We start from the raw sequence: 24,342 nt of genomic DNA on the forward strand, positions 1-24,342 counted from the left end.
GTTTTATAGCCATACGGTTTTTCATTTGCTACACCAAGCTTCACCTTGCCTTCTTTTTTCAGGCGATCAAGCGTGGATGTTTGCGCATTTGAATCTCCATCGCTTTTTCCTCCATTTGAACTATCGCTGCTATTTCCGCATGCAGTCAGCAATATCAATAAACCAACAATGAACATCATTGACCATTTTTTCATTTCAAGCTCCCCCTTATAATGCTTATCCATCATTTTCCGAACAGCCTGTCTGAAAGCACTCCTTTCAAATAATTAAATTTATGTATGCGTTTACATTTTTATTTATTATAATTATTCAATAAGCAAAAAACATTATAAAAACTGTATGAACTTTTATTGCCTGTCTTTATACAATTTGATTATTTCAGTATTTTACTCAAAAGCAACAAGCGAACCAGCCTCGGATTTAGGCTGGTTCGCTACATCAAACTATATGATTTGTTGATCCATTCCTCTGTTTCCACTACTGATCCAAATTTTAATACTGAAATCCAGCAAGAATACATCATCTGGATTCGTTAAAGAGAGATTAGTCAATGATTCAATCTTCCTTAACCGGTATAAAAGAGATTGTCTGTGCAGGTTAAGAACGCGTGCCGCCTGGCTCACATTGCTGGCATTTTCATTATAGACAATGAAGGTATTGATCAGATCCATTTCCCTTTTTTCATCGTATTCTACCAAAGGTGAAATAGTTGTCATTGTAATTTCCTGCACCTCTTCGTTCTTACATAAGGTTAATATCAGCCGACTGATCATCGAATTGTCAAAGTGATACCGCTTGCCAATCCCTTTTTGTTTCCTGCCCACTTCCAAAGCCGATGCCGCTTTATGAAAGCTTCTATAAAAAGACATGATCCCATCCCGGTGTTTTCCTATCCCCCATGAAACGACGACGCCCGGAAGGAGCTTGTTCAATCTCCGATCAACTAAATCAAGAAACTGGTTAACCGTTCCATTTGAAGAGGATGGGGTAATAGCTTCATTTGTCTGTAAAAAAACGATCATCTTGTCACCTTCCTGGACATATATTATCTGGCGATGGATGGATTGCGCTGCATCAACCAGCTCCATTTCAATATACGCCATCATATTTTCAAGCCAGGAATTCTTCGTTTGTATATTATTGTTCTGCTCTTGGTAAAACAGGGACTCCAAATTCTCAGGATATCCAATCAGACATTCATACGGCAAATCTACATCCAATCGAAGAGCTTTGGCCTTTTCTCTCACCAACTGTTCGGAGAGTTCCTCCTCTTTTAAAAGACCTCTAACAAAATCCTGCTGCAATATATTTTTATTTTCAGCTATAGCATTTTCGCTTGTAAGCCATAATGCACATACCATGACCGCCTGTTCTATTAGATTGGCTTCCCTCAGCTTCATTTTGTAAGAGGGCGGAGCCACGATAAAAAAATCCCCCTGATTTTGCTCACTTGACTGGATTTTCATATGAAATAACTGAGCATCCTTTGTCTCGGCCCGCTTCATTTTTGAAAAGATCGGATGGTGTGATTCTTCCACTTCCTCGCTCTTCTTCATATCATTCCACATCCGGCGGACATCCCTTATCTGAGCGGAACCCCCTGCCACGTTCCCCCTGTTATTCATAACAAGCAGCGGCAATCCCAGTTCTTTTTCAATGAAAGAAACAATGGACAAAAAAGGCTTCTTTGTTAAAAACATCTCTATCAAGTCCTGCTGCACTTCCTTCAATCGGATCAGCTCGTCTTGTTGCAACCTGTTAATTGCGCTCGTCACTTCGTGAATAATATCAGCAAACCTGATTTCCCATGGCAAATCGATCATCACAAACTTGTTTGCTTCCGCAAAATCAATGATCTCCTCCGGAATCCTGTAAATATAATGACCGGTGGCAATAGCCAGCGCAGAAGCACCTGATTCGTAGACGTCCTTTACAAAATCAAAAAATAAATGCGGATCTGTATAGCAGCCTATCCCCGTACTAAGAACCAGCTCGTTTTCACGCACAAAATTTTCAACAGGGCTCTCAATAACCGAAACCCATTCAACTGTTTTCTTTTGAAGTTCTTTTTTACCCGAAATGATTTTAGCTGTTTCAAAAATAGGAAACTTGAATACATCCTCCAAAGACAAGTTCAATATCCACCCACCCCTGTCTGATGAATCTTGTAGTCTTGTATAACTTTTGAAATAATAGAGAGATCAACATTGTTCCCCGTAATGATTGTCCCTACTTTGGACAACTCCGTCGGAAGCTTTTTCTGTAAAATCGCAGCAACTCCCGTAGCTGCTGCCCCTTCTACAATCATCCGGTGCTCGCCAGCCATGAATCCCATAGCTTCGGCTATTTCATCTTCAGAAACAAGAATTAGCTCGTCAGCATATTGCTTGACGCTTTTAAAAGTATATTCATTGTGCAATCCGATCCCGCCAAGCAAACTGTCTGCGAGAGTAGGCTGCTCCTGTAAAACGACCGGCTTTCCTGCTTTGATGCTTTCATACATAACAGGTGAACGCTCCATTGAAACGCCGATCACTTGAATAGACGGATTATAAGACTTCAGCGCAAGCGCAACTCCTGCAAACAATCCTCCGCCAGACAATGGAATCACTACCGCATCCAGGTCGGGAACCTCTTCAGCCATTTCGAGACCAATAATGCCCTGACCTGCTATAATATCAGGATCATCAAACGGCTTGATCACAGTCAGTCCATTGATTTGTTCAAGCTTATGGCAATGTTTTTCAGCGTCGTCCTGGCTGTTACCAACAATTTCAACCTTAGCCCCTGCTCGTCGGATAGCATTCACCTTTGCCTTTGGAACTCTTGGTGAAATACAGACAGTGGCCTCGATTCCCAGCTTTTTAGCAACAAAGGCGACGGCTAGCCCATGATTCCCCGTTGAAAAAGTGGCGATTCCCCTCTTTTTTTCCTTATTGGAAAGTTTTAATATTTTATTGGCAGCCCCTCTTACTTTGAAGGCACCTATTTCATGATAATTTTCAAGTTTGATAAAGACTTGTGAAGTATGGCTTTCTGATAAAGGAATGGAATGGATAAACGGAGTAGGCTTTACAATTTGATATACTCTTTTTCGTGCTTCAAAAATGTTTTTAAGAGACAGACTGTTGATCGACTGACATTCTTTTTTCTTTGCATTGTGCAAAGAAATCCCCTCCTTTTATTCCTTGAAATGAAAGCGTTATCTAAATAGTATCATATTTCTTCCATAACTTTCTCTGAAAACAAAAAGATGTCTATCCTTAGAAAGGATAAACGAGATGTCATTTTCATTAAGTAAATGCCTTTGCATTTTTTAAATGTAAAACCATTATATTTTGTGCAAAAACACCATACAATTATCACCCTGTAAGAAGTTACATTTACTAAGTTATACAATTTGTATAACATTTACCCTTTTGTTCTACATTGTATTTGAAGCAAAAATGACAAATTCCATAGATGTGGTAAATTATTCTGATACTCTTGAACCAATCAAAAAAGCCACTTACTTCGAAATGCTGGTAAGTGGCTTTTAGACGCTGTTACATGATGCTTTTAAGTGTTGACTCTTTAGCAGGTCCCTGCTTGGAAAATCCTTCTTGAGAATAATCCTTCCTTGCAATAGAAATATCCAAATATCCATAGAGAATGTTGATAATAGGGACAAGAAAAGCGAAGAAAATGAATGGGATAAAGTCCATTGGACTAACTCCTAACACCTGGGAAGCAAAAACTGACGTTACGCTCCAGGGAATCAAGTTGATACCGACTGTTCCAGCCGCTTCCACGCACCTGGAAAGATTTTTTGTGTCCAGCCCCCGCTCTTTATATTTATCCCTAAAAGTTCTAGCCGGAAGGATAATTGACAAATATTGTTCTCCGCTTGCCAATCCAACTAAGAAAGTTGAGGCAATAGTCGATAGAATCAGAGAACCAGTGCTCTTGATTTTACTTGCCACTGTCTCGATAATTCGCCTGAATGCTCCAGTACCGTCCAGTATTCCGCCCAAGCCAGTCGCCAAAACGACAAGACCGATGGTTGGCAGCATAGAGGTGATTCCTCCACGGTTGAGCAATGAATCGATTGTTTTAATTCCGGAATCAACTTTGTAGCCATCCGTCATGACATTGACGATTTGTGTGATATTACTTCCCTGTACGAACAGGGCTGCCAAGGCTCCCAATGCGATGATGAAAATGAGCGAAGGTACAGCAGGAAGCCGTTTATAAACAATATACAAAGTAAGCAAGGGCAAAATGAGAAGCAGCGGGTTGATAAGAAACAACTTGTCCAGCCCCTGCATGATCTCTTGGACTTTCCCATCAGATGCAGTTCCGGTGGAGTAATTCAGACCCACCACCCAATAGAGGATGAGGGAAAGGACAAATGCCGGAATCGTATCCCACATCATATGGCGGATATGACTAAATAAATCTGTATCTGCCATGACCGGTGCAATATTGGTTGTATCTGATAACGGCGAAAGCTTGTCTCCCAAAAAGGCACCGGATATGACCGCCCCTGCAACGATAGGTGCTGGAAAACCTAAGCCCGATCCAATAGCCATTAGGGCAAGTCCAACTGTTGCGAGAGAAGTAAATGAGCTTCCAAGCGTCATGGAAACAATTCCTGTAATAAGAGCGACTGCCGGAAGGAAAATTTTCGGGCTGAGTATTCCGAGTCCATAGTAAATGATAGTTGGAATCACGCCACTTAAAATCCATGTACCTACGATGACACCGATAAGGAAAAGGATGAAAATGGCAGGCAAGGCCCTGGCGACACCTTGAGCAATGAATTTCTCCAATTCTGCCCATTTAAATCCTGCCATCAACCCGACAATCGCACTTGCCACAATACCCCCCAACAAAGGAATGAACATACCTGCATCCCACTTGAAGATAGTCAGCGCCGCCAAAATAGTGAGGATTACAATTGGAGCCACAGCATAGTATATGTTTAATTGTTGTTTTTGAGAACTCATGAAGAATGAAGACCTCCGTATTTTAGTGCAACGAATGAACTGATCTATCTATTATACACTTCATTCGTCTCTTTAAGTTCAATTGATATCTTTCCAAAATCTTCACTATTTTTCAATGATCATGACAGAAGAAACAGCGTTCCCAACCTTTTTATCATTCTGAACCAATTCTGCTGTCAGATAAGCCACTTTTTTCCCCAATCTTTCAACCGATGCGTAAACCTCTACCGTTCCAGGAAAAACCGGGCGATGAAAAGTTGTGTGCAGATCAATAGAAGCAAATGTCTGGTCTTCTTTCAACTGCGACGAAATGGCATATGCCATCATGATATCAGCCGCTGAAGCAAGGTATCCGCCCATTGTGACACCAATCCCATTCAAGAATTTCTCATCTACTTCCCAAATTCCTTTTGATTTTCCATCCTTTGCATGAACAGGCTGGATTTGCAAGGTTAGATCGCAATTTGGGGGAGTGGCCCCATTATTCGCTACCTCCTTCAGATCAACCGTTTCATATTTATTCATTTGTTCAACTCCTCTTCCCTATTAAAAAAGCATCAAATTAGACTAAGGGCCCTAGTAGAAATAGATGTTCTATAGCATCCAAACGAACGTCTTCCACATTTCAGCTTAGTCTGTGCGTAGATGAACAGGTGCTTATTCCTTTTATGTTTACGCTTTCAATATTACTCTTTTACGTTCCATTTCGGTCTGCGTCCCCTAGAAAAGAAACTATTACGGATTCGCTGACCCTCCATCGTCTTTTGACATTTCCTATTTGCGGCCTCTACTGTTGTAATGCAGTCAAGGGCAGTCTGATTGAAAATTTCCAGGAGTGAACGGTAAATTTCTTTCGTTTTGAGTAAGACCCGCTCTTTATTCGGTCCATAAAGTTCATCAGCAACCTGAATCAAGCCGCCCGCATTAACAATATAATCAGGTGCGTAGAGAATACCTTTCTCGTTTAGTACATTGGCATGGCAAAAGTCTTTGAGCTGGTTATTGGCTGATCCAACAACCGCCTTAACCTTTAACTTTGGAATTGTTTCATCATTGATAATTCCACCCATCGCACATGGAACGAATATATCCGCTTGCACGCTATAAATGTCATCACTTTTTACAATGGTCACTGAACCTCCAAGCTCTTCTGACTTTTGCTTAATGGAATCAAGGACATTTTCATGTATATCCGTCACAAATAAATCGGCGCCAGCTTTTAAAAGTTGCTCTGCTACTTTATAGCCTACTTTTCCCAGTCCTTGAATAGCATATGTTTTACCTGAAAGGCTATCGTTTCCAAACAAATACTGGTTTGTAGCCTTCAGCGCATAGATGACTCCTTGGGCAGTCGGAATCGATGAATCGCCGCTTCCACCATATTCTTCAGGAATTCCATTAATGAAATTAGTCTCTTTCTGTGCATGCACAAAATCATCCATCGTGGTTCCCATATCCGTTCCCGTATAAAATCGCCCATTCAACGAATCCACAAACTGACCAAAAGCACGGAACAATGCCGGGGATTTATCCTTTTCTGGATCTCCAATAATAACAGCTTTCCCGCCGCCGAAATCAATATCGGCGGCTGCGCATTTATACGTCATTCCTTCTGCTAGACGAAGTACGTCTTCTAGTGCTTCATCCACATTTTTATAGGGATACATGCGGGTTCCACCCAGAGCAGGGCCTAGGGTTGTATCGTGGATAGCGATAATGGCCTGTAGGCCAGTGGCGGGGTCATTGCAGAACACAACCTGCTCGTGATTTGCTATTTTTTGAAAAACGTCCTCATTTCCAATTGATGACTTTTCAAGCTGTTTTGCCATTTCTGTTTCCTCCATTCAATCTATCTAGTTAGACAAGCTCCAACATTAATTTTTTAGGATCTTCAATTAGGGATTTAAATCGGTTTGTAAAAGCAATGGCTGTTCCGCCGTCAGCGACTCGGTGGTCAAATGTCATCGTCACGTTCATCATGGAGCGAATCACGATTTCATCATTCTCATTGACGACAGGCATCTTTTTCGTTTTATGGAATGCCATAAGTCCTGTTTCAGGATAATTGATGATTGGTGTTGCACCAATGCTTCCCATTGGGCCAACATTGCTGATCGTAAAAGTGCTGCCTGTGATTTCGCGCACTGTCAGCTTGTTCTCTTTTGCTTTTTGTGTCAATTCCTTCATTTCCTGATGGATAGCTCGCAAAGATTTCTTCTCTGCATCACGAATGACTGGAACAATCAGGCCTTCTTCCGCATCCGCTGCGATTCCCATATGAACCGATTTTTCAAGACGGATCACTTCGTTCTCTTCGTCTAATTTGGCATTGAAAATAGGATAATCTTTTAACGCGATAGCCAGCGCCTTAATAAAGAATGCTGCTGCTGAAATGTTTTCATCCATTGCTTTCAGTTCTTTACGGAAATTGAGAAGCTCGGTCATGTCAACCTCTTCATAATGGCAGACATGCGGGATGGTAAAGAGTGACTGGCTCATTTTCATCGCAATCTGCTTCCGGCGGCCTTTAAATGGAATCGTATCAAATGACTCCTCAGGCGGACTCACCGCTCCTGTTTCAACAGCTGGCACTTCGGTATGTGCGATGTTTGTTGTGTGACCATTATCTTTTGCTTCCACATAGCGGAGAACGTCTTCAACTGTAATTCGGCCGGCACGTCCCGTTCCTTCTACAAGTGTGATATCAACATCATTTTCCCTAGCAATTTTCCTAGTATATGGAGCTGCTTTTACTCTATTGGAAAGCGGATCAGTCTTTTGCCTTTCCATGATCATCGATTTTTGCAGCGGCGCATCCGATGCAACGCTTGTTGCAGCTTCTTCCTTCGCAGGAGCAGGATCTGCATCTTGCTGGTCTGAAGAAATCGTCAAAATAGTTGTGCCGACAGAAATCGTTCTTCCTGTATCAATCAGAATTTCTTTCACAGTGCCATTCGCCGGCGATGTTAGTTCTGCCACCATTTTCTCCGTCTGAACCTCGACAAGCGGCTGGTCAACACTGACATTGTCTCCTGCTTTCACCAGGTATGAAATGATATCCCCTTCTGTCATCCCTTCACCGATATCATGCAATTTTACTTCGATCATTCAAATCCCTCCTTAAAAATTGATGACTTTGTCAATTGCTTCTTTGACACGTGCAGGGGTAGGCAAGTAATGTTCTTCCAAAGCCCAGAATGGAACATGGACATCGGCTCCAGTCACTCGTTCAATTGGAGCTTTCATGTATAAGAAAGATGTATCATTGATCATTGAAACAATATCATTTCCAAGTCCGCCCGTTCCGTGCGCTTCATGAACAATGACACAGCGCCCTGTCTTTTGGACAGATTCGGCGATAATCTCTTTATCAATCGGATATAAAGTCCTCAAATCAATTACATCACAGGTGATACCTGTTTTCTCCGCTTCTTCCGCAGCTTTCATAGCAACCGGAATCATTGCTCCCCATGAGATAATCGTGACATCCTGCCCTTTTTTTAAGCGGGCTCCTTTTCCGATTTCCACAGCATATTTTCCTTCAGGGACCTCTCCTCTTACCGAGCGGTACAGGCGAAGAGACTCAAGGAACAGAACCGGGTCCGGATCTTCAATCGCGGATATAAGCAGCCCCTTGGCGTCATATGGATTGGATGGGCAAACCACTTTGATTCCGGGCATATGGGTAAATAGAGCTTCCACACTGTCCGAATGGATCTCTGGGGCGCGGACACCTGCTCCATATGGTGCACGGATTACCATCGGTACTGTAAATTCCCCCATGGAGCGATAACGCATTCGTGTTGCGTGAGTCATAATCTGTTCATAGGCCGGATAAACGAAGCCTAAAAATTGGATCTCAGCTACCGGCTTCATCCCATACATCGCCATTCCGATAGAGGTACCGATGATTCCGGCCTCACTCAATGGTGTATCAATGACGCGTTCTTCGCCAAATTCCTCTTGAAGCCCATCCGTTGCTCTGAACACTCCCCCGTTTTTTCCAACGTCTTCCCCCAAAACAAGTACGTTCTCATTTTCTTTCAACATCGTCCGCAGCCCGTCTGTAACTGCTTGAATCAATGTCATTGGTTTCGTCGAAGTTGCAAGCATCCTAATTCTCACCTCTCAAATGTTTCAGATATTGTTGCTTATGTTCTGCAATAGGCCATGGCGCCTGTTCAAATATGTGGTCATAAAGATCGTTAACATCCGGAGCAGGCATCGTTTCCATCACTTTAACAGCCGCTTCAATTTCTTCCGTAGCCTCTTCTTCAATTTTTTGGGCCCAAGCGTCGTCCCAATAGCCATTTTTCTTCATAAAAAGCTCTAGCCGCGTAACCGGGTCATATTCTCTGCGCTCTTCACTCTTCTGTTGATCGCGGTATTTCTTTGGATCGTCTGCAGTCGTATGGGCACCATACCTCCATGTAACCGATTCAATTAGAGTTGGACCTTTACCGCTTCGCGCTCTCTCCAATGCTTTTTTCGTCTCAAAGTAAACAATGAAAATATCATTCCCATCAATACGGACGCCCGGCATATCATAAGCTACAGATTTTTGGGCAATCGTTTTTGAATTCATCTGCTTTTCAATAGGAACAGAAATCGCATAACCATTATTCTGATTAAAAAATACAACCGGTGCTTTGAATACGCTTGCAAAATTCATCCCCTCATGAAAATCTCCCTCTGATGTGGCTCCATCACCGAAATAGGCAATCGATGCTGTAGTATGACCTTGAAACTTCGCTGCCATGGCTGCACCTGCTGCAAGTGGAAGCTGTGTAGCAATCGGAACAGACGGTGGAAGAATTTTCTTTCCTTTCGGCGGTACGTTCCCCTCAATGCGGCCATTCCAGTTAGATAAAATATTGTAAGATTGTCCAAAAGTGATAATTGCTGCATGATCTCTGTAAGTAGGGAACATCCAATCCTTGTCATCAAGAGCTAAAGCGCTTCCAACTTGTGCCGCTTCTTGCCCTTCAAAAGGCGGATAAGTGCCTAAACGTCCTTGGCGCTGAAGATTGACCGCTTTTCTGTCAAATAACCGCATCGTCTTAAGCTGCCGGTAAAACCGTTGAACCATTTCCTCCGTCATCTCACTCTTATACGTGTCATCTACAAGATTTCCTTTATGATCCACAATCTGAAGCATAGGAAACTGTAATTCTGCATCAAATTGCCTTGTCTCCGTTATTGTCATTGTTCATCGCTCCTTTACTTTTTAGAGCATTTTATCAAATGCACCTTGACGTATTTGCGCCCGATAAATTTCCTCTGAAACTCTGTGGCATCGCCGGAGGCTTTAACTTCATTCAGTCGAGTTTTGTTCCCCACTTAATGGAATATCCATAGACATTCCTCTCACCACTTACAGAAGTAGGAGACTTCTGTGAATGAAGTTAAAAATTGCCTTATTAATTGTCAGCTTAATATAAATGAAAAAACCGTGCAAACACACGCTTCAACGCGTTTTTTCTTTATAGCATCAACCTTTTAATCTGTTAAAGTAAGTGCTGGGTTTTGGATTTTCGGTCAAAAGGTTATCAGATGCATGAAGATGGAAAGGAACTCGAAAGGAAAGAAAATTGAAAAATTCGTGAGTGGAATGGCTTAAAAAAGAGGAACGAGCAACATGTAAAGAAGGTTACCCCCTCCGCACTTTGCGAGTTGGTAACCTTTTTTATCTGATTATCTTAAATTATTTTCACTCATCAACTGCGATTTATCAATTGGAAAGTTGTACGACATTTTAACCTATTACAGCTTTAACAGCCTCCTTAAGATTAATATAATGGTACCTTCCATTTATCTTTGACTTCATAATAACGGATCGCGGAAATAAGGTGTAACGTTAATTCTTTAGGTACTTCATTAACACCATAAGAAAATAGAGTGGTTGTTGCCAAGTCATTTACATCATTAGAAACACCTCCGTTTCGATAAGTAGTGTATGCCTTTCCTTTATCATCCACTAAGACCCAATGAGCTAAATCAGAACCTGTCACTTCTCTGTAACCTTCGATCTCAATTTGAAACTCATTTTTCTTTAATTTTACTTTTTTGATCGTCATAAAATTCCCTTCGTATTCAAATGAGACAGGTTTCTTCTTCAACTCTTTCGGCTTCATTGTAATAGAAAAATCTGACGGCTCTGTTTTATATATCCCATCTAATACAAAAGTGAGCTCATGATCATCTTCTATTGGGATAAATGAATCATTCCATGCGATATGACCGAGGTCTTCCATGAATTGTCCGGAAGCTTGTAAAAGGCCCAATTCATTATCAGAACCATTATTATAAACGGTTTTCATCTCCTCATTTTCGATATGATATTTAATATCGTTTCCATAACTATTACGCATATCATTTGCTATTTCTTTTCCATATTGCTTTTCGAGCTTTCCAATGTTTTTCTCTAATTTTATTTTTTCTTCCTTTGTAAAATCCGTTTCGTACAATAACTCAAAAGAAGAAGGTGTAAATCGAACTTTCTGCATGTCGATCATGACGCCATGCTGATTCGTTTTTACATCTTGGAATGGTATAGTTTTTGTCGCTTTAAGACTCTCTTTTAAATCAACAGGGACGTCCAGCTTCCAGCTCCCCTTTTTTCCATTTAGTCTAGTTAAATTAAAATTGACAATAATGTTATTCAATTCTTGATGTTCGCTTAATGAAAATTCGATTAACCCATAATCGGTTGCATTTGTTAAAGCCATGTCTGTAAGTTCAAGGGGATTACCAAGAGAATCCGTTGCTCGTACTTCGTTTCCTTCATCCAATAAACCTAAGTCAATGTTTTGTGATTTTCCATTTTTATTGAGAATTTCATAGGATAGAGCGACCCGAGAAGAATCCGCAATAACATCTTCAACTTTAAAAGTAACCCCTTGATCGGTTACTTCACGATCGACACGTTCTGAAAATCCTGCTTCCGTCGCCATTCTTAACCCTTCATCAACACCCTCAGTGGAGAACAATCCACCAATCCATTGAGCAAGAGTCGGATTTACTGTAACAGTTAGACCAACTGCTAACAAAAGACCTGCTGCTAGAATTGCTATAGGTTTCCAATAAACTCTTTTCCGTAGAAACGTTTTCTTTTCATATGGTTTGATCTTATTAAGAACAAGTGAATCAAAATCATCCGGTAGTGTCGGTGTTTGCAATGTTTCTTTTATAAATTGCTGTTCCTCCATGAGTGCTTTAACGACACGTTTGCATTCGATGCATCCTTCCAGATGGTCGTCTATATTAACAGATTCATGCCCAGTTACTAAATCATCTACATAACGTGAAAGTTCATCTACAGTTGGACACTTCATTAAAATAGCCTCCTTCCCGTTTAATTGTATTTCTCATTTTTTTCTTAGCTCGATGAAGTTTATTGCGAACGGTTGAAACAGGCACATCCACAAGTTCGCTGATCTCTTCATAGCTCAACTCATTGACATATCGTAATAGGATAATCATCCGTTCATCCTCTGGCAAAGTATCCATTAGCAACTCTAACTGCTTGTTTTTCTCCTTCTTTAGAAAAATAACTTCTGGATGTTCGAGGTTCTTCTCCATCGATCCTTCAGTCATCCTAACCTCTATGTGACGTTTCTTTCGAAATTCATCCATACAATGATTGATTGCCACGCGATAAATCCAACTGGCAAACGACCCTCTGTTATCATATTTACCAAGCTGGTAATACACTTTAATCAACGCTTCTTGTACTAAATCTTGTGCATCATGCGGATTTCTCGTCATTCCCAGAATCGTGGCATATAACTGATTTTTATATTTATTAATAATGTGTGAGTAGGCCTGTTTGTTTCCAGATAGCACTTCTTGGACCCACTGAATTTCCTCTTGCATTGTGACCTCCTGCCTCAAACGACCATGCGCATGCCGCGTTTTTATGTTTCAACTAATATAACGAGTATAAGCTTCGAATAATTTCACTTATTGGAGAAGTTTTTTTAAAAAGTACTAAACAGGAGTTAATGGGTCTAATAGACGTCGTTTGTTATAGCTTCTATGCATAATTGTTTTTAACAAAGCTGGATGTTTAATATGCTCCCATCAATTCTTTGTCAAAACCTACAAAAAGAACAAAAAAGAACCAACTAATTTAGTCAGTTCTTTTCGGTTTCTATTATCTTTTTAAAACCTATCTATTGAAAAATCCGAGATGTCCTGTTTACTTTTTCCATCCACTGCCAATTGGCTCAGTATTTCTCCGACGGCACTGGCAAATTTGAAACCATGCCCGGAAAATCCGCAGGCGAAGATGACATGATTCAATTCTGGATGCCTGTCAATGATAAAGTCGCTGTCGGGAGAATTTGTGTAGACGCATGTTTTTCCGAATTTCAGTGGCAGCTTTTGAGACATGAACTTGGAAGCAAACTTCTTTACATCCTGTTCATCTTCCGGAAAAGTTCCATAGTCAGCCAATACTTCACCAGACTTTACAGGCTGCCCCTCGTCGTGGCGGCCGATTTTCACTCCGGCCCCATCGATGCTCGGAAAGCCATAATACAATTCGTCAGAGTTAGGATAATTGACCGCAAAAGCTGGAAAAACATCAGCACGATAAACAGCTTCGTCAGAGTCGAACCAAGAGAAGGTTTTTCTCATCGACTGAAGCGGCAACTCCAATCCCAAAGCCGAAAGAATGGGGTCTGACCCCCTTCCTGCTGTGATAATTAATTTTTCCCCTGTAAATGTTTCGTTGTCTGTTTTTACAATAACCGAAGATTCACTTGCTTTGATTGCTTTTACGCTTGTATTTGTCCTCAGGACTGCTCCGTTTTTCTCAGCCAGTTCGCGGTAAGCTCGTACACATTCTTCGACCATAAGTACTCCGGAATTTTTTTCAAAACAGCCGACGAAATCATTTGAGAATTGGAAACCAGGCCATCTTTCATTCATTTCTGACGCTGTTAAAACTTCAACTGGGAGCGAATACGTTTCCGCACTCTTTTTGACATTTTGAATAAATTCAGATTCCGCGTCTCCAACATTTAAAACACCAGTTTGGAGAAACAGCCTTCTATTTGATTTTTCTTCAAGATCCTGCCAGAGTTCCTGCGCTCTGAGCGCCATGGGCACATAATTTTCCCCCTCGCCATAGGCATGGCGGATGATCCTTGTCTCCCCATGATGAGCCCCTTCCGTATGCGGTGGATCGAAAGCATCAATTAGCAATACCTTTCTGCCTTGACTTGCCAGAAAATAGCCCGCAGCCATTCCCATGGAGCCTGCTCCGACAATAATGATTTCAAAATTCATGTTATGTTCAGCCCCTCTCATCTACTATTATAGGACAAAGCTGTTATGCAGACATGAAAGATTTTATCTAGGAAAAGCGAAAGGTGAGCAGCCTTAGGAGACAAGCACAAGGCGAACTTTGATAAGAGAGTTCCTTAGCCACCACATTTCAATTACTTCGCTGGAAAGCTTTATTGAGTACGCTTCACGCAGTTAGTTTTGCGCCTGCACTTGTACTTCCTGTACGTCGGCTAGCTCAAGCAGCGACGTCCTGTCGCTTCGCCTGCACTTGTACTTCCTGTACGTCGCTGCTAGGCATAGAAAAACCGAATAAAAAATATTTCATCTCAGTTTATATTTTTTACTCTATAAAGAAAAAAGCCGCAAGCTCATTTCCCGTACTTATCTTGAAGTGCCATGTAAAATTTCATGAGCCCCACACCCTTGGCATGTTGGCTATGAAAAGGGATCGGACGCAGGTTTTCTTTTTTAAGCGGATTATTCACACGCTCGGGATGACTAATAGTTTCGGCGAGAACTTTACCTGCCATCACGGCCATCGCCGCTCCCTTTCCACAATATCCGAAAGCGAAATGGGTTCCGTCCTCCAACTGTCCAATGTATGGAAGAAAATCCTGAGTAAACCCGACTTTTCCTCCCCAGCGGTACTCAACACGTGCATCCTTCAATTGTGGAAAAACTGTGATCATCCCTTCTCTTAAACGATCAAACAACAGCTTCTGGGCTCGCTTGCTAAAAGCTCGTCCGGAACCGCCAAAGGCCATTCGATTATCAGCGGTTCTTCTAAAGTAGTATAGTAAGTTCTTTGAATCAGAGACAGCTCGATTTTGAGGTATTAGATTTTCCATGAACTCTTGTGTCAATGGCTCGGTTGCAATCATGATACTATCAACAGGAATGACCGATTTCTTTAACGTCTTACTCAAATTTCCTGCATAGGCATTTGTCACAACAACCACTTCATCAGCTATGACCCTTCCCTTAGTCGTTGCAACAATAACCTTGTTCGCAGCGTCCTTTTGAATGTTCGTAGCTTCAGAGTTTTCATAAATAACCCCGCCCAGATCTTCTACGGCATCCGCAAGACCGAGTGCAAATTTGAGCGGATGAAAATGAGCTCCCCTTTCATTGATTCGAGCTCCATGATAAAAATCCGTGTTCAATTCTGCTTTCATTTCAGGTCGGTCAATAACTGATATTTCGTGAAAGTTCAGCTTTTCCGCTAGGTATTCCTGATCTCTTTTGAAGCTATCCAAATGGGAAGCTTTGTAAGCTGGACGGATATCACCTTGTCTGACTAAATCACAAGCTATTCCATTTTCTTTGGATATACTCTCTACTAAATCAATGGAATCAAGGGACAGCTCCCACATTAGCTGTGCCGTTTCGAAGCCTTTTTTCTGCGCGAATGCTTCCATTGGCCCGTGATATCCAGTAAGCAGCTCACCACCGTTTCTTCCACTGGCTCCATATCCTACCGCATTTTTTTCCAACACAATCGTTTGATGTCCCATTTTTTGCAAATGATAGGAAGTAGACAGACCCGAAAAACCACCGCCGATAATCACCACATCACAATGCTTCTCATCTACAAGTGTTGACCGTGTTTTTCGCTCACCGGCTGTTGCCTCCCACATGGACAAATGATCCATTATTCACTCCTCCATTCTATCGTATCAAATTCGCCTTGGCGTATTTGCGCCCAGATTTTATTCAGCCGGGGTTTAAACCCTACTGAATGGAATCCAATATGCATCCATCTCACCATTTACAGAAGTGGAATGATTTCTGCTGAATATAGTTTAAAAGATAACGTTTTCAATTTAGTTTCATATAAGAATTTGCAATATAAATAGTATCTTGAATTTTTATAAATGTAAAATATATAATAAAACTAATAAATATATATTTTACATATATAGGTGGTTGTTATGGACATTCAAAAACTGAAGTATTTTATTGCTGTTGTTGAGAACGGAACCGTTTCAAAAGCTGCTAAAGTCCTTAATATGACTCAGCCTCCATTAAGTATGCTGTTGAAAAAGTTCGAGGATGAGATAGGGATTCAACTATTCAGACGGGAAGGGAAACGCCTATATTTAACTGACTCCGGCCAATTGGTCTACCAGCGTGGAATCGAGCTTCTAGCAAGCTCGGAAGCTATTCTCCAAGAGGCACGGGAATATCAGCAGGATCACCGCGGAACAGTTTCTATCGGATGTGCAGCAGTGGCTAATTTTTCATTGATCCCTGAGGTAATCAAGCGCATGAATGATCGTTCTATTAATATCGTGACTCACGTGAAGGAAGGATCTCCCCCTTACATTCTTGATCATCTGCGTTTTCATAAGCTTGATATCGGAATGGTGCGGAATGTTTATAATAGAAACGATTTAATTACAACAAAACTGTTTACAGAACCTGTAATGGTGGCATTGCCTTCAGGCCATCCGCTTGCAGGGAAAAAATCTGTAGCGTTAGAAGAATTACAGGATGAAAACTTTCTCCTTCACCACTCTTCCTATGAATATAATATTTCGGACACTATCATTATGGAATGTAAAAAAAGAGGTATAAGTCCAAATATCGTTTATTGGGGGACTGAAACACTTCCTATGCTGGGGATGGTCAAAGCTGGGATGGGAATTGCATTTCCTCCTAAATCTGTCATAAAAAGTGTTGGGGTCGAACTTCCACCATTGGTGGAGCTTTGCTCTCCTGCTATCACCACGACCCTCAATCTAGTGACAATGAAGAATAGCGTCCAAAAAGATGCTGTTATCATGTTTCTGAATATATTGCAGGAAGTAATTGAAGAAATGACGCAGGAGTTTGGAATTCCTTCCATGAACGAAACGAACAGCCCATAAAACTAGGGCTGCTCGTTTTTTATTTTATATACTGTTTCAGCTTCGAATCCCTTTCTTTTCTTTCTTCCTCGGAAGCTAAATCATATTTTTTCAATAAGTGGAATACTTCATTTAACGTTTCCTGCGGTCTCTCGCTTTTTAGAAATTGTTCCAGCCCTCCGGTCAGACTTCCCGGTAGAAACTCTGCCTGGCTTTCAAGCTTTGCCACTACACTCTCTTGAGAATGATCAATATTACATTTTCCCATCATCATCACCCTATTTATACATTATTTGCTTATCGCTTTAGTATTTCTTCTAGCCTTGCCAGCTTTTCGTTTCTTTCTTTTCTCGCTTCAATGGCTTGATCCAGTGTGATCGCCACAAACCGACAGGTGGAAAGCGGTCGAGATTGCGCGACCAGATCAAGGTCCTGGCTGATGACTGTTCCAATTGTAGCAAAGCCCCCGCCGGTCGTGGCATCATTTTGTAGGACAATCAATTCTTCTTCATTTGGGAACATAATTCCGCCGATTGGATAGGCAAAATCTACTACATTTGTAAAGCTGCTTCCAGCTCCAAATGGGGGTTCTTCCTCGATAAAAGATACTTTTGCCCCTGTATATCGATAAGCGACCCGATTCGATTCAGGCGAAACTGTCCATTCAGAATTCAAGAATGCTTTTAAGCCTTCGTCGCTAATCATATGCCCTTTAATTCCCATTGTTACTCTGATTTCCTGTGAACGCTTGAAGTTTGGGATAAATTCCAACGGTACAGATTTTCCTGCCTGCTTGAGAACTCCAGGCAAAGGTTCATTAATGTTCACCCTATCGCCTTTGATTAGCTTTCTGCCTTGGTATCCGCCAATCTTACTTAATTCATAGGTTGAGCGGCTGCCCAGCACTTCCGGGACATTGATTCCTCCTGACACACACAAATAAGACTTCACGCCCTCCAGGCATCCCTTCAAGGTAAGATCATCGCCCTCTTGGACTGAAATTGCCTTCCAGAACTCCATTGGACTCCCATTCAGTAAAGCTTCCATCGGAGCTCCAGTCAAAGCAATCACTGTATTTTTCTGAAATGTCATGCTTCCACCGAACACAGTCATTTCAAATCCTGCAAAATCGACAGGATTACCAACAAGAAGATTCCCGACCATGAATGAAAATTTATCCGCCGCCCCAGACGGAGGCACCCCTAAATGATAGTTTCCCAGCCTTCCTAGATCCTGTACGGTAGTCCATAGCCCCGATTCATTGATTTCTATCATGTTAAAAGTCTCCTGTCAATTCACGGATGTATTCATTTCCTTTTTCAGCATATTCCAAAGGGGACAGATCTATATTTTTCATCCGATATTTATAGGTTCCTGCCTCCACTTCCTCGCGTATTCGCATGTATTCGAATTCATCAATGGATCGATATTTCCAAATGTCACCCGCTCTTGCCAAAAAATATGATTCCAGCTCTGGTAAAAATTTTTCGTGATCAACAACAGGAACAGCGGACATGCCAATAAGCTGGTAGCTTCCCGGACCGTTTACAGGATAGATGACATTGAATACTCCTCCAATTCCGATACTGCGTGCAGGCGTATCCGTCCGAGGACTTGCATATTTCGGGGATTGAATCATCTCCTTCGGTTGGATACCGAGCGGAAAATGCCACGCAGTTCCTGGTAGAAAACCAACCATTGTTATTAAATAGGGCGTACAGGAATGTCTTTCAATAAAAGCTTCTTTACTTTTGAAGCCGTTTACCCGCATGACATATTCAAAATTTGTTTCTTTTGGGGAATCATGCCTATTTTTAAACCGTTCTGAGTAATCCCTTGTAATCGGATCATCATACCAGATAGGAATCTCGACCATTCGTACAGATAGATTCAATTCCTTCGGATCGCTTTTCGTCAGATCAATTTCCCTTAAATAGTCCAGCAGATCCCGAGCGGAAATGATATCAGGATTGTAGCGAACCAAATAAGAGGCGTTGGAAGAAGCAATGTCCGTAATGCCCGGAATATTTCTTTTTCTCAGTTCAGCGGTAATTGCCAATGCCTTAAAATTGCTTTCCACCCTCATATCACGGGAAATTTCCGCATATATATATTCGTCACCGCCAAAATTAAAATTCGTTTCAGGCAATGTAAACAACGTCTCCACCTCTATTTTTTGATCTTTTTCATTCGCCTGCTGATGGTGGCTGGGCTTACACCCAAAATTTCCGATACTTTTGCAGCCGTTCCGTACTTCTTCATCCCCAGTTCAATCAACTGTGTTTCAAGCTCAGCCACTGCCTCTTTAAGCGGCATCACTTCCAATACGAGCGGCTGTTTTTTCTTAGTTTCCTCATCACCATATAGAACCTTCAAAACAATCTCGCGGTCAATCCATTCTTCCTGGCTAAAAACGATTAATCTTTCAACTATGTTTTCAAGCTCTCGGATGTTCCCAGGCCACCCGTACATTTCCAGCACAGAGATGGCATCAGGCGTATAGCTCTTTTCTATGTTATACATCTGCTTAAACTGTTCGAGAAAATATACCGCTAGCGGAAAAATATCTTCCTTCCTTTCACGCAGCGGAGGAATGCGAATAGGAATAACATTCAAACGGTAAAAGAGATCCTCACGAAACTCACCATCAGCCACCATTTCTTTCAAATCCCTGTTCGTGGCAGCGATAATGCGCACATCTATCGGGATTGTTTCCGTACCACCAATCCGCGCAACCTCCCGTTCCTGTATAACGCGAAGCAGTTTTACCTGCATATTCAGCGGAAGATCCCCGATTTCATCAAGAAAAATTGTTCCTTTATGAGCAAGCTCGAACAAGCCTGCCTTCCCTCTGCGGTCAGCTCCGGTAAATGCTCCTTTTTCATACCCGAACAGCTCGCTTTCAATTAATTGCTCTGGGATGGCCCCGCAATTGACTCGGATAAACGGAGAATCCTTCCGAAGGCTGGCAAAGTGAATTTCGTGCGCGAACACTTCTTTACCAGCGCCTGATTCCCCTTCAAGGAGAATCGTTGAATTCATCTTAGCCGCTCTCCGCAAATTGCTTAGCAACGCAGATATTTTACCGGAACGATAAACTATCTTTTTTTTCTCCGTCTTAACTGATTGCGTATTTTGCTCTGTTTCAGTATGAGCTGGTGCAGTTGAAGTGATATCCCGAGATAGAATAACCACCTTTTCCAGCTTTCCTTCATGATATACCGGTGTAGCAACTGACCAAAATCTAGTTTGGTCAGCGGACTCCTGAATGGATGTCACTTTCTTCTGCTGCTTCACGCATATATCAAAAATATTCGGCTGAAAAATATTCCGCCTAGTAAAATCTTCAATTTTCTTTCCAATAATCTGCTCTGCTTCCTTCGCTTTCCAGAAATTTTTTAAAAACTTTCCAGCTACCCGCAGGATTGTCCCATTTTCATCGGTGACCAAAATCTGCTCATTGGAGGAGTCATATACTGCCTGCAAATCGGAATACAGATGCCGGACAAAGTCCACTTCCTGGACAGCCTCTTCGAATTCTTCCCGAAGGAAGAACATGTGTACAAGACCTGTGATTGTCCCATCAATTTTCAGCGGGTAAAAATTACCGCTCATTTGCTTAAAATTGATTGTGCTGTTCACACTTACAAGTGTTTCTCCATCCAGTACCCTCCGCAAATCTTTCTCCATTGTCAACAGAGTTTGATAATTGCGGGATAAAAGGAAAGACCCTGGCATCCCCAAAAATCTTTCCGCGGTTTCGTTCATGAATTCAATTTCATATTGGCTATTTGTTCTGATGATCCCAACTCCCGCACCATGAATAATCTCATTTAAATGCACCAATTGACGCTCGTTCATTTGATAGCGGGCATGTTCGACAGTACTGTATCCGGAGACACCACCGCTTGAATTTACCCCGATGACCACCGTCACATTATGAAAAAATTCGACCTGAAGCGAGTCAGGAACCTTCAAAATATCATCCTTATATTGAACTTGTTCATTAAGACTTTTCCCTGTCCCAATTTGCTCAAGTAAAAAACCATTTGTAATGTAACCGATCAATGCACCTTGCTTCTCAACAAAAGCGATATCAGTTTGCGCACTTGTAAGCTTTTGAATAACCGACTTAATCGAATAATTGTGTTTGACCACTGCTGCAATCGGTTTCAGTATGTCTTTCCAAAGAATCAAGAGATCCCCCCTGTTCGAGAAGAGATTTTCTTCTATTATACTGTTTTTTTATCAAGTTTGCCGATAAAATCTCCCGGCCCTCTCGTAACCTTCAGGAGTATCAATATCGTATAAAATCCCCTGATCCTCAACAGGGAATCTTTTCCTAATTGAAAATTGCTCCATCATTACTTTTGCTCCCTGATCACCGTCAATCTGCTGGAACCATTCCGCATTTACATGACCAAAAAACACGGGATGACCCGCAGTCCCTTGAAAACTTGGCCGGAGCACAAATGGGACATCTGTTTCTTGAAGCATGAGAGTTCCCCGTTCATATATATCGTGAACTGTTTCTTGAGAAAGAAAAGGAAGATCAGCAAGAAACACCATTACGCTTGAATGGTGTTCATTCATTTGGCTTAAACCACATTTTAACGAGGCTCCTTGCCCCGATCTGTAATCTTTATTCACTACCCAGCGAAACCGGACATCCTGAACAGTAATTGCTCGCTGAATCGCATCTGCCTCGTGGCCAATGACAGCGATGATTTCGGTAAAGTCCTCACCAAGCGCTCGATCAATGATATGTGCCAATATGGGACGACCTCCCAAAGGCAATAATTGCTTGGCTCTGCCCATTCTAGAAGAAGTACCTGCAGCAAGTATGATAGCACTCGTCTGTATCATAATCATCCCTTCCATCATGAGCTAATAGTTGCACTTTGGTGGATCATTTTTGAATTCTGCAAAAACCCGCCTGCATGCCCTTTTTGTACCGCAATGATTTCTGCCATGATGCTAATGGCAATCTCCTCGGGCGTTTCCGAACCGATATCAAGACCAATGGGGCTGTGCATCCGTTTAAGCTGTTTCTCCGTAAACTGGATTCCTTCCTCTTGGATCGCTTCAATCATTCGGGCCCGTCGTTTGTGCGGACCGAGAATCCCAATATAAGGAGCTGGAGAAGGTAAGACAAACTTCAGCGTTTCCCGATCCCTGTCAATATGATGGTTCATGACGATGATATATGTATGCGGACTAATTTTTACTTCTTCCTTAAATTTTGTAATATCAGTCAAAATCCTTTCCGCCCCTGGAAATCTTTCCTGACTATTATAGAAAGGCCTTGGATCAACTACAGTTGTTTTCCATCCAAGAGAGACTGCATATTTAGCTACTGGAATAGCATCATGACCAGCGCCAAAAATAACAAGATTAGAAGGCGGTGTATATACGTCAATGAAAATATCAAGCTCATTCCCACTCTCTTCAGCAAAAGGCCGGGAAAAGGATTTCGGATTCTTTTCGTTCATCTTTTGGTGTGCAATCGTAATGGCCTGTGCTTGAACGTTTGAATCTGAAAATTCTCCCACCGGTGCCCCTTTTTTTGGAATGAACACATGCGCTCCGCTCCCACCTTCCTGTAAAATGGTTGCCAAAACGCAGGGCTGTTCTTCTTTTATCGTAGATAGCCAAAGGTCAAAAGCTGGATCTTCCTGTTGGGGAATTGGTTCAATATAAATGTCGACTGTTCCCGGGCAGCCAAGCCCCAGCCCCCAAACAAGATTTTCATCCATATCATATGTTTTTAAGGTAGGGATACCAGAACTAATCACCTGCTTCGCCACTTCTGCAACATCTGTTTCCAAACAACCGCCCGAAACCATGCCGATCCGATTTTCATTTTCATCAATGAGCATTTTAGCTCCCTCTCGCCGGTAGGCCGACCCATGTACTCTAACTACCGTTGCAAGGGCAGCCCCTATTCTTTTTTCCCGGGCTTCGATGATAGTTTCTATGATTTTCTCATTTTCAGTCATGGCTCTTTACCTCCTAATCTTGATCTTTTTAGCCAGTTTTAGAAATGATTGTGCATCAGAGGCTCTATCAAAAAGATCAACATATTTAAGCGCCGCCTTCATTCCGCGGGCTGTCGGTTCATATCCATCAATTTTCAGCAATGGATTTAACCAAATAACAGCGGATGTCTTTCTTTGTATTTCCCCCATTGCCCACGTTATATGGGTAATGTCCCCTGCATCCAGACCGTCGCTGGCAATCAGAACCACCATATCTTGATGAAGCAATCGCAATCCATAATCCTGTACAAAGGAATAGATAGATTCACCAATGCACGTCCCCCCTCCCCAGGAATCTCCCAGCTGCTTCAATACCGGAAGGTCGATACGGCGCTCTAGCAACTGATCCGTAACCCTTTTAATTTTTGTAGAAAAAAGAAAAACCTCCACATGCCTTGTGTATTTTGACAATGCATATGCAAACTGCAGAAAACAGTGAGCATACGAGGACATGGAACGGCTGGCATCGCATAAAAGAACAAACTTAGCCCCCTGCCTTTTTCGTTTTTTCCAATATAAACGCACAGGATATCCACCTGTTTGCAGGCTTCCTCGAATTGTTCTTCGAAAATCGAGCCTGCGGCCTTTTTTCGCCGCCTGATAGGATTGCGCTCTTTTCAATTCTATTTTTCTTATAAACATTTTCGCCGCTGCTTCCATATCTCCCAGTTCATCTGGTGGAATGTAAGCTTGAAATTCATTCGACTGGTTAAATGCCATTTTTGAAGCGACCCATGACAAATTCCGCTCTTCACCAATAAATTCATTGTCTTTTAATGTCGTTCCCGTTTTTCCAAAAGGCGCTTTACCCTGCTTACGCTCTACTGCTTTTTCATGATCCAGTTCCTCTTTCTGAGCGTATGTTTCTTTTCTTCCACTTTGTTCTTCATCACTCAGATAATGAAGCATTTCTTTACTTACTCTATTTTCTTTTATGTTCAAAAAGAACTCTTTGAACGCATGATCAAAAATTGCTTGTTCCTCCATGCTTGAGCAGAGAACAAGGCGTAAACACGCCTGAAATTGCTCCCTGTTAAAAATATCGATTGTCTCGACTGCTCGGATGCTGTCCATCGTTTCCTGCGGACCGATTAAAAAGCCCAGGCCCCGTAAATGGAGACAAAATTTGAGTATATGGTTGGAAAGTGTACGTATCAGCATGCCAGACTCCCT

20 protein-coding genes and 1 pseudogene are annotated in these 24,342 nt (G+C 41.9%); 1 reads left to right on the forward strand and 20 read right to left on the reverse strand.

What is annotated here, in order from left to right:
- The 13 genes and pseudogenes from H9631_RS03295 to H9631_RS03355 form a co-directional block, all read right to left on the reverse strand.
- Positions 1 to 194 (reverse strand): annotated as a pseudogene (locus H9631_RS03295) (ectoine/hydroxyectoine ABC transporter substrate-binding protein EhuB); the annotation flags it as partial.
- A gap of 249 nt (positions 195 to 443) precedes the next feature.
- A complete protein-coding gene (locus H9631_RS03300; RefSeq protein WP_191809918.1) occupies positions 444 to 2,138 on the reverse strand; it encodes a PucR family transcriptional regulator in 1,695 nt (564 codons plus the stop codon).
- Positions 2,135 to 3,166, reverse strand: coding sequence for a hydroxyectoine utilization dehydratase EutB (gene eutB / locus H9631_RS03305; protein ID WP_191809920.1), 1,032 nt, complete (start codon positions 3,164 to 3,166; stop codon positions 2,135 to 2,137). Before eutB ends, H9631_RS03300 begins: the two co-directional genes overlap by 4 nt.
- Positions 3,167 to 3,545: 379 nt before the next feature.
- A complete protein-coding gene (gene nhaC / locus H9631_RS03310; RefSeq protein WP_191809922.1) occupies positions 3,546 to 4,988 on the reverse strand; it encodes a Na+/H+ antiporter NhaC in 1,443 nt (480 codons plus the stop codon).
- A 105-nt stretch (positions 4,989 to 5,093) separates the two neighbouring features.
- Positions 5,094 to 5,513: a PaaI family thioesterase gene (locus H9631_RS03315; RefSeq protein WP_191809924.1), complete on the reverse strand. Its 420-nt coding sequence runs from the start codon at positions 5,511 to 5,513 to the stop codon at positions 5,094 to 5,096.
- Between the two features lie 161 nt (positions 5,514 to 5,674).
- Positions 5,675 to 6,817, reverse strand: coding sequence for a Leu/Phe/Val dehydrogenase (locus tag H9631_RS03320; RefSeq protein WP_191809926.1), 1,143 nt, complete (start codon positions 6,815 to 6,817; stop codon positions 5,675 to 5,677).
- A gap of 28 nt (positions 6,818 to 6,845) precedes the next feature.
- Positions 6,846 to 8,096 (reverse strand): dihydrolipoamide acetyltransferase family protein, encoded by a 1,251-nt coding sequence (locus H9631_RS03325; RefSeq protein WP_191809928.1) that lies wholly within the window; start codon positions 8,094 to 8,096, stop codon positions 6,846 to 6,848.
- 12 nt (positions 8,097 to 8,108) lie between these two features.
- On the reverse strand, positions 8,109 to 9,101 hold the full coding sequence (locus tag H9631_RS03330; protein WP_191809929.1) for an alpha-ketoacid dehydrogenase subunit beta: 993 nt from the start codon (positions 9,099 to 9,101) through the stop codon (positions 8,109 to 8,111).
- A 1-nt stretch (position 9,102) separates the two neighbouring features.
- Positions 9,103 to 10,194 carry a pyruvate dehydrogenase (acetyl-transferring) E1 component subunit alpha gene (pdhA, locus tag H9631_RS03335; RefSeq protein WP_191809931.1) on the reverse strand — a complete coding sequence of 364 codons (1,092 nt, stop codon included), beginning with the start codon at positions 10,192 to 10,194 and terminating at the stop codon, positions 9,103 to 9,105.
- 583 nt (positions 10,195 to 10,777) lie between these two features.
- The gene (locus tag H9631_RS03340) at positions 10,778 to 12,322 is read right to left on the reverse strand and encodes a DUF4179 domain-containing protein (protein WP_191809933.1); all 1,545 of its coding nucleotides are present in this window, start codon (positions 12,320 to 12,322) and stop codon (positions 10,778 to 10,780) included.
- Complete coding sequence (locus tag H9631_RS03345; RefSeq protein ID WP_191809935.1) at positions 12,300 to 12,863, reverse strand: RNA polymerase sigma factor; 564 nt, start codon at positions 12,861 to 12,863, stop codon at positions 12,300 to 12,302. The genes H9631_RS03340 and H9631_RS03345 overlap by 23 nt, the downstream gene beginning before the upstream one ends.
- Before the next feature lie 288 nt (positions 12,864 to 13,151).
- Entirely contained in the window at positions 13,152 to 14,282 is a 1,131-nt protein-coding gene (gene solA / locus H9631_RS03350; protein WP_191809936.1) for an N-methyl-L-tryptophan oxidase, read from the reverse strand.
- A 368-nt stretch (positions 14,283 to 14,650) separates the two neighbouring features.
- Complete coding sequence (locus H9631_RS03355; RefSeq protein WP_191809938.1) at positions 14,651 to 15,934, reverse strand: NAD(P)/FAD-dependent oxidoreductase; 1,284 nt, start codon at positions 15,932 to 15,934, stop codon at positions 14,651 to 14,653.
- 279 nt (positions 15,935 to 16,213) lie between these two features.
- On the opposite strand from H9631_RS03355, the gene H9631_RS03360 reads away from it, so the two are divergent.
- A complete protein-coding gene (locus H9631_RS03360) occupies positions 16,214 to 17,152 on the forward strand; it encodes a LysR family transcriptional regulator (protein ID WP_191809940.1) in 939 nt (312 codons plus the stop codon).
- Positions 17,153 to 17,171: 19 nt separating this feature from the next.
- On the opposite strand, the gene H9631_RS03365 is transcribed toward H9631_RS03360, so the two are convergent.
- From H9631_RS03365 to H9631_RS03395, 7 genes are read right to left on the reverse strand one after another with little or no spacing between them, the layout of a single operon-like run.
- Positions 17,172 to 17,399: a group-specific protein gene (locus H9631_RS03365; RefSeq protein WP_191809942.1), complete on the reverse strand. Its 228-nt coding sequence runs from the start codon at positions 17,397 to 17,399 to the stop codon at positions 17,172 to 17,174.
- 29 nt (positions 17,400 to 17,428) lie between these two features.
- The gene (locus H9631_RS03370) at positions 17,429 to 18,406 is read right to left on the reverse strand and encodes a 5-oxoprolinase subunit C family protein (protein ID WP_191809944.1); all 978 of its coding nucleotides are present in this window, start codon (positions 18,404 to 18,406) and stop codon (positions 17,429 to 17,431) included.
- A gap of 1 nt (position 18,407) precedes the next feature.
- On the reverse strand, positions 18,408 to 19,298 hold the full coding sequence (locus H9631_RS03375; protein ID WP_404801708.1) for a 5-oxoprolinase subunit B family protein: 891 nt from the start codon (positions 19,296 to 19,298) through the stop codon (positions 18,408 to 18,410).
- A 2-nt stretch (positions 19,299 to 19,300) separates the two neighbouring features.
- The gene (locus tag H9631_RS03380) at positions 19,301 to 21,328 is read right to left on the reverse strand and encodes a sigma 54-interacting transcriptional regulator (RefSeq protein WP_191809948.1); all 2,028 of its coding nucleotides are present in this window, start codon (positions 21,326 to 21,328) and stop codon (positions 19,301 to 19,303) included.
- A 51-nt stretch (positions 21,329 to 21,379) separates the two neighbouring features.
- On the reverse strand, positions 21,380 to 21,997 hold the full coding sequence (locus H9631_RS03385) for a nucleotidyltransferase family protein (RefSeq protein ID WP_191809949.1): 618 nt from the start codon (positions 21,995 to 21,997) through the stop codon (positions 21,380 to 21,382).
- Positions 21,998 to 22,011: 14 nt separating this feature from the next.
- Entirely contained in the window at positions 22,012 to 23,130 is a 1,119-nt protein-coding gene (locus H9631_RS03390; protein ID WP_191809951.1) for an XdhC family protein, read from the reverse strand.
- A gap of 6 nt (positions 23,131 to 23,136) precedes the next feature.
- The gene (locus H9631_RS03395) at positions 23,137 to 24,330 is read right to left on the reverse strand and encodes a vWA domain-containing protein (protein ID WP_191809953.1); all 1,194 of its coding nucleotides are present in this window, start codon (positions 24,328 to 24,330) and stop codon (positions 23,137 to 23,139) included.
- Positions 24,331 to 24,342 lie beyond the last annotated feature (12 nt).

This window comes from Bacillus norwichensis (assembly GCF_014836955.1).
GTDB classification, from domain to species: Bacteria; Bacillota; Bacilli; order Bacillales; family Bacillaceae_C; genus Siminovitchia; species Siminovitchia norwichensis.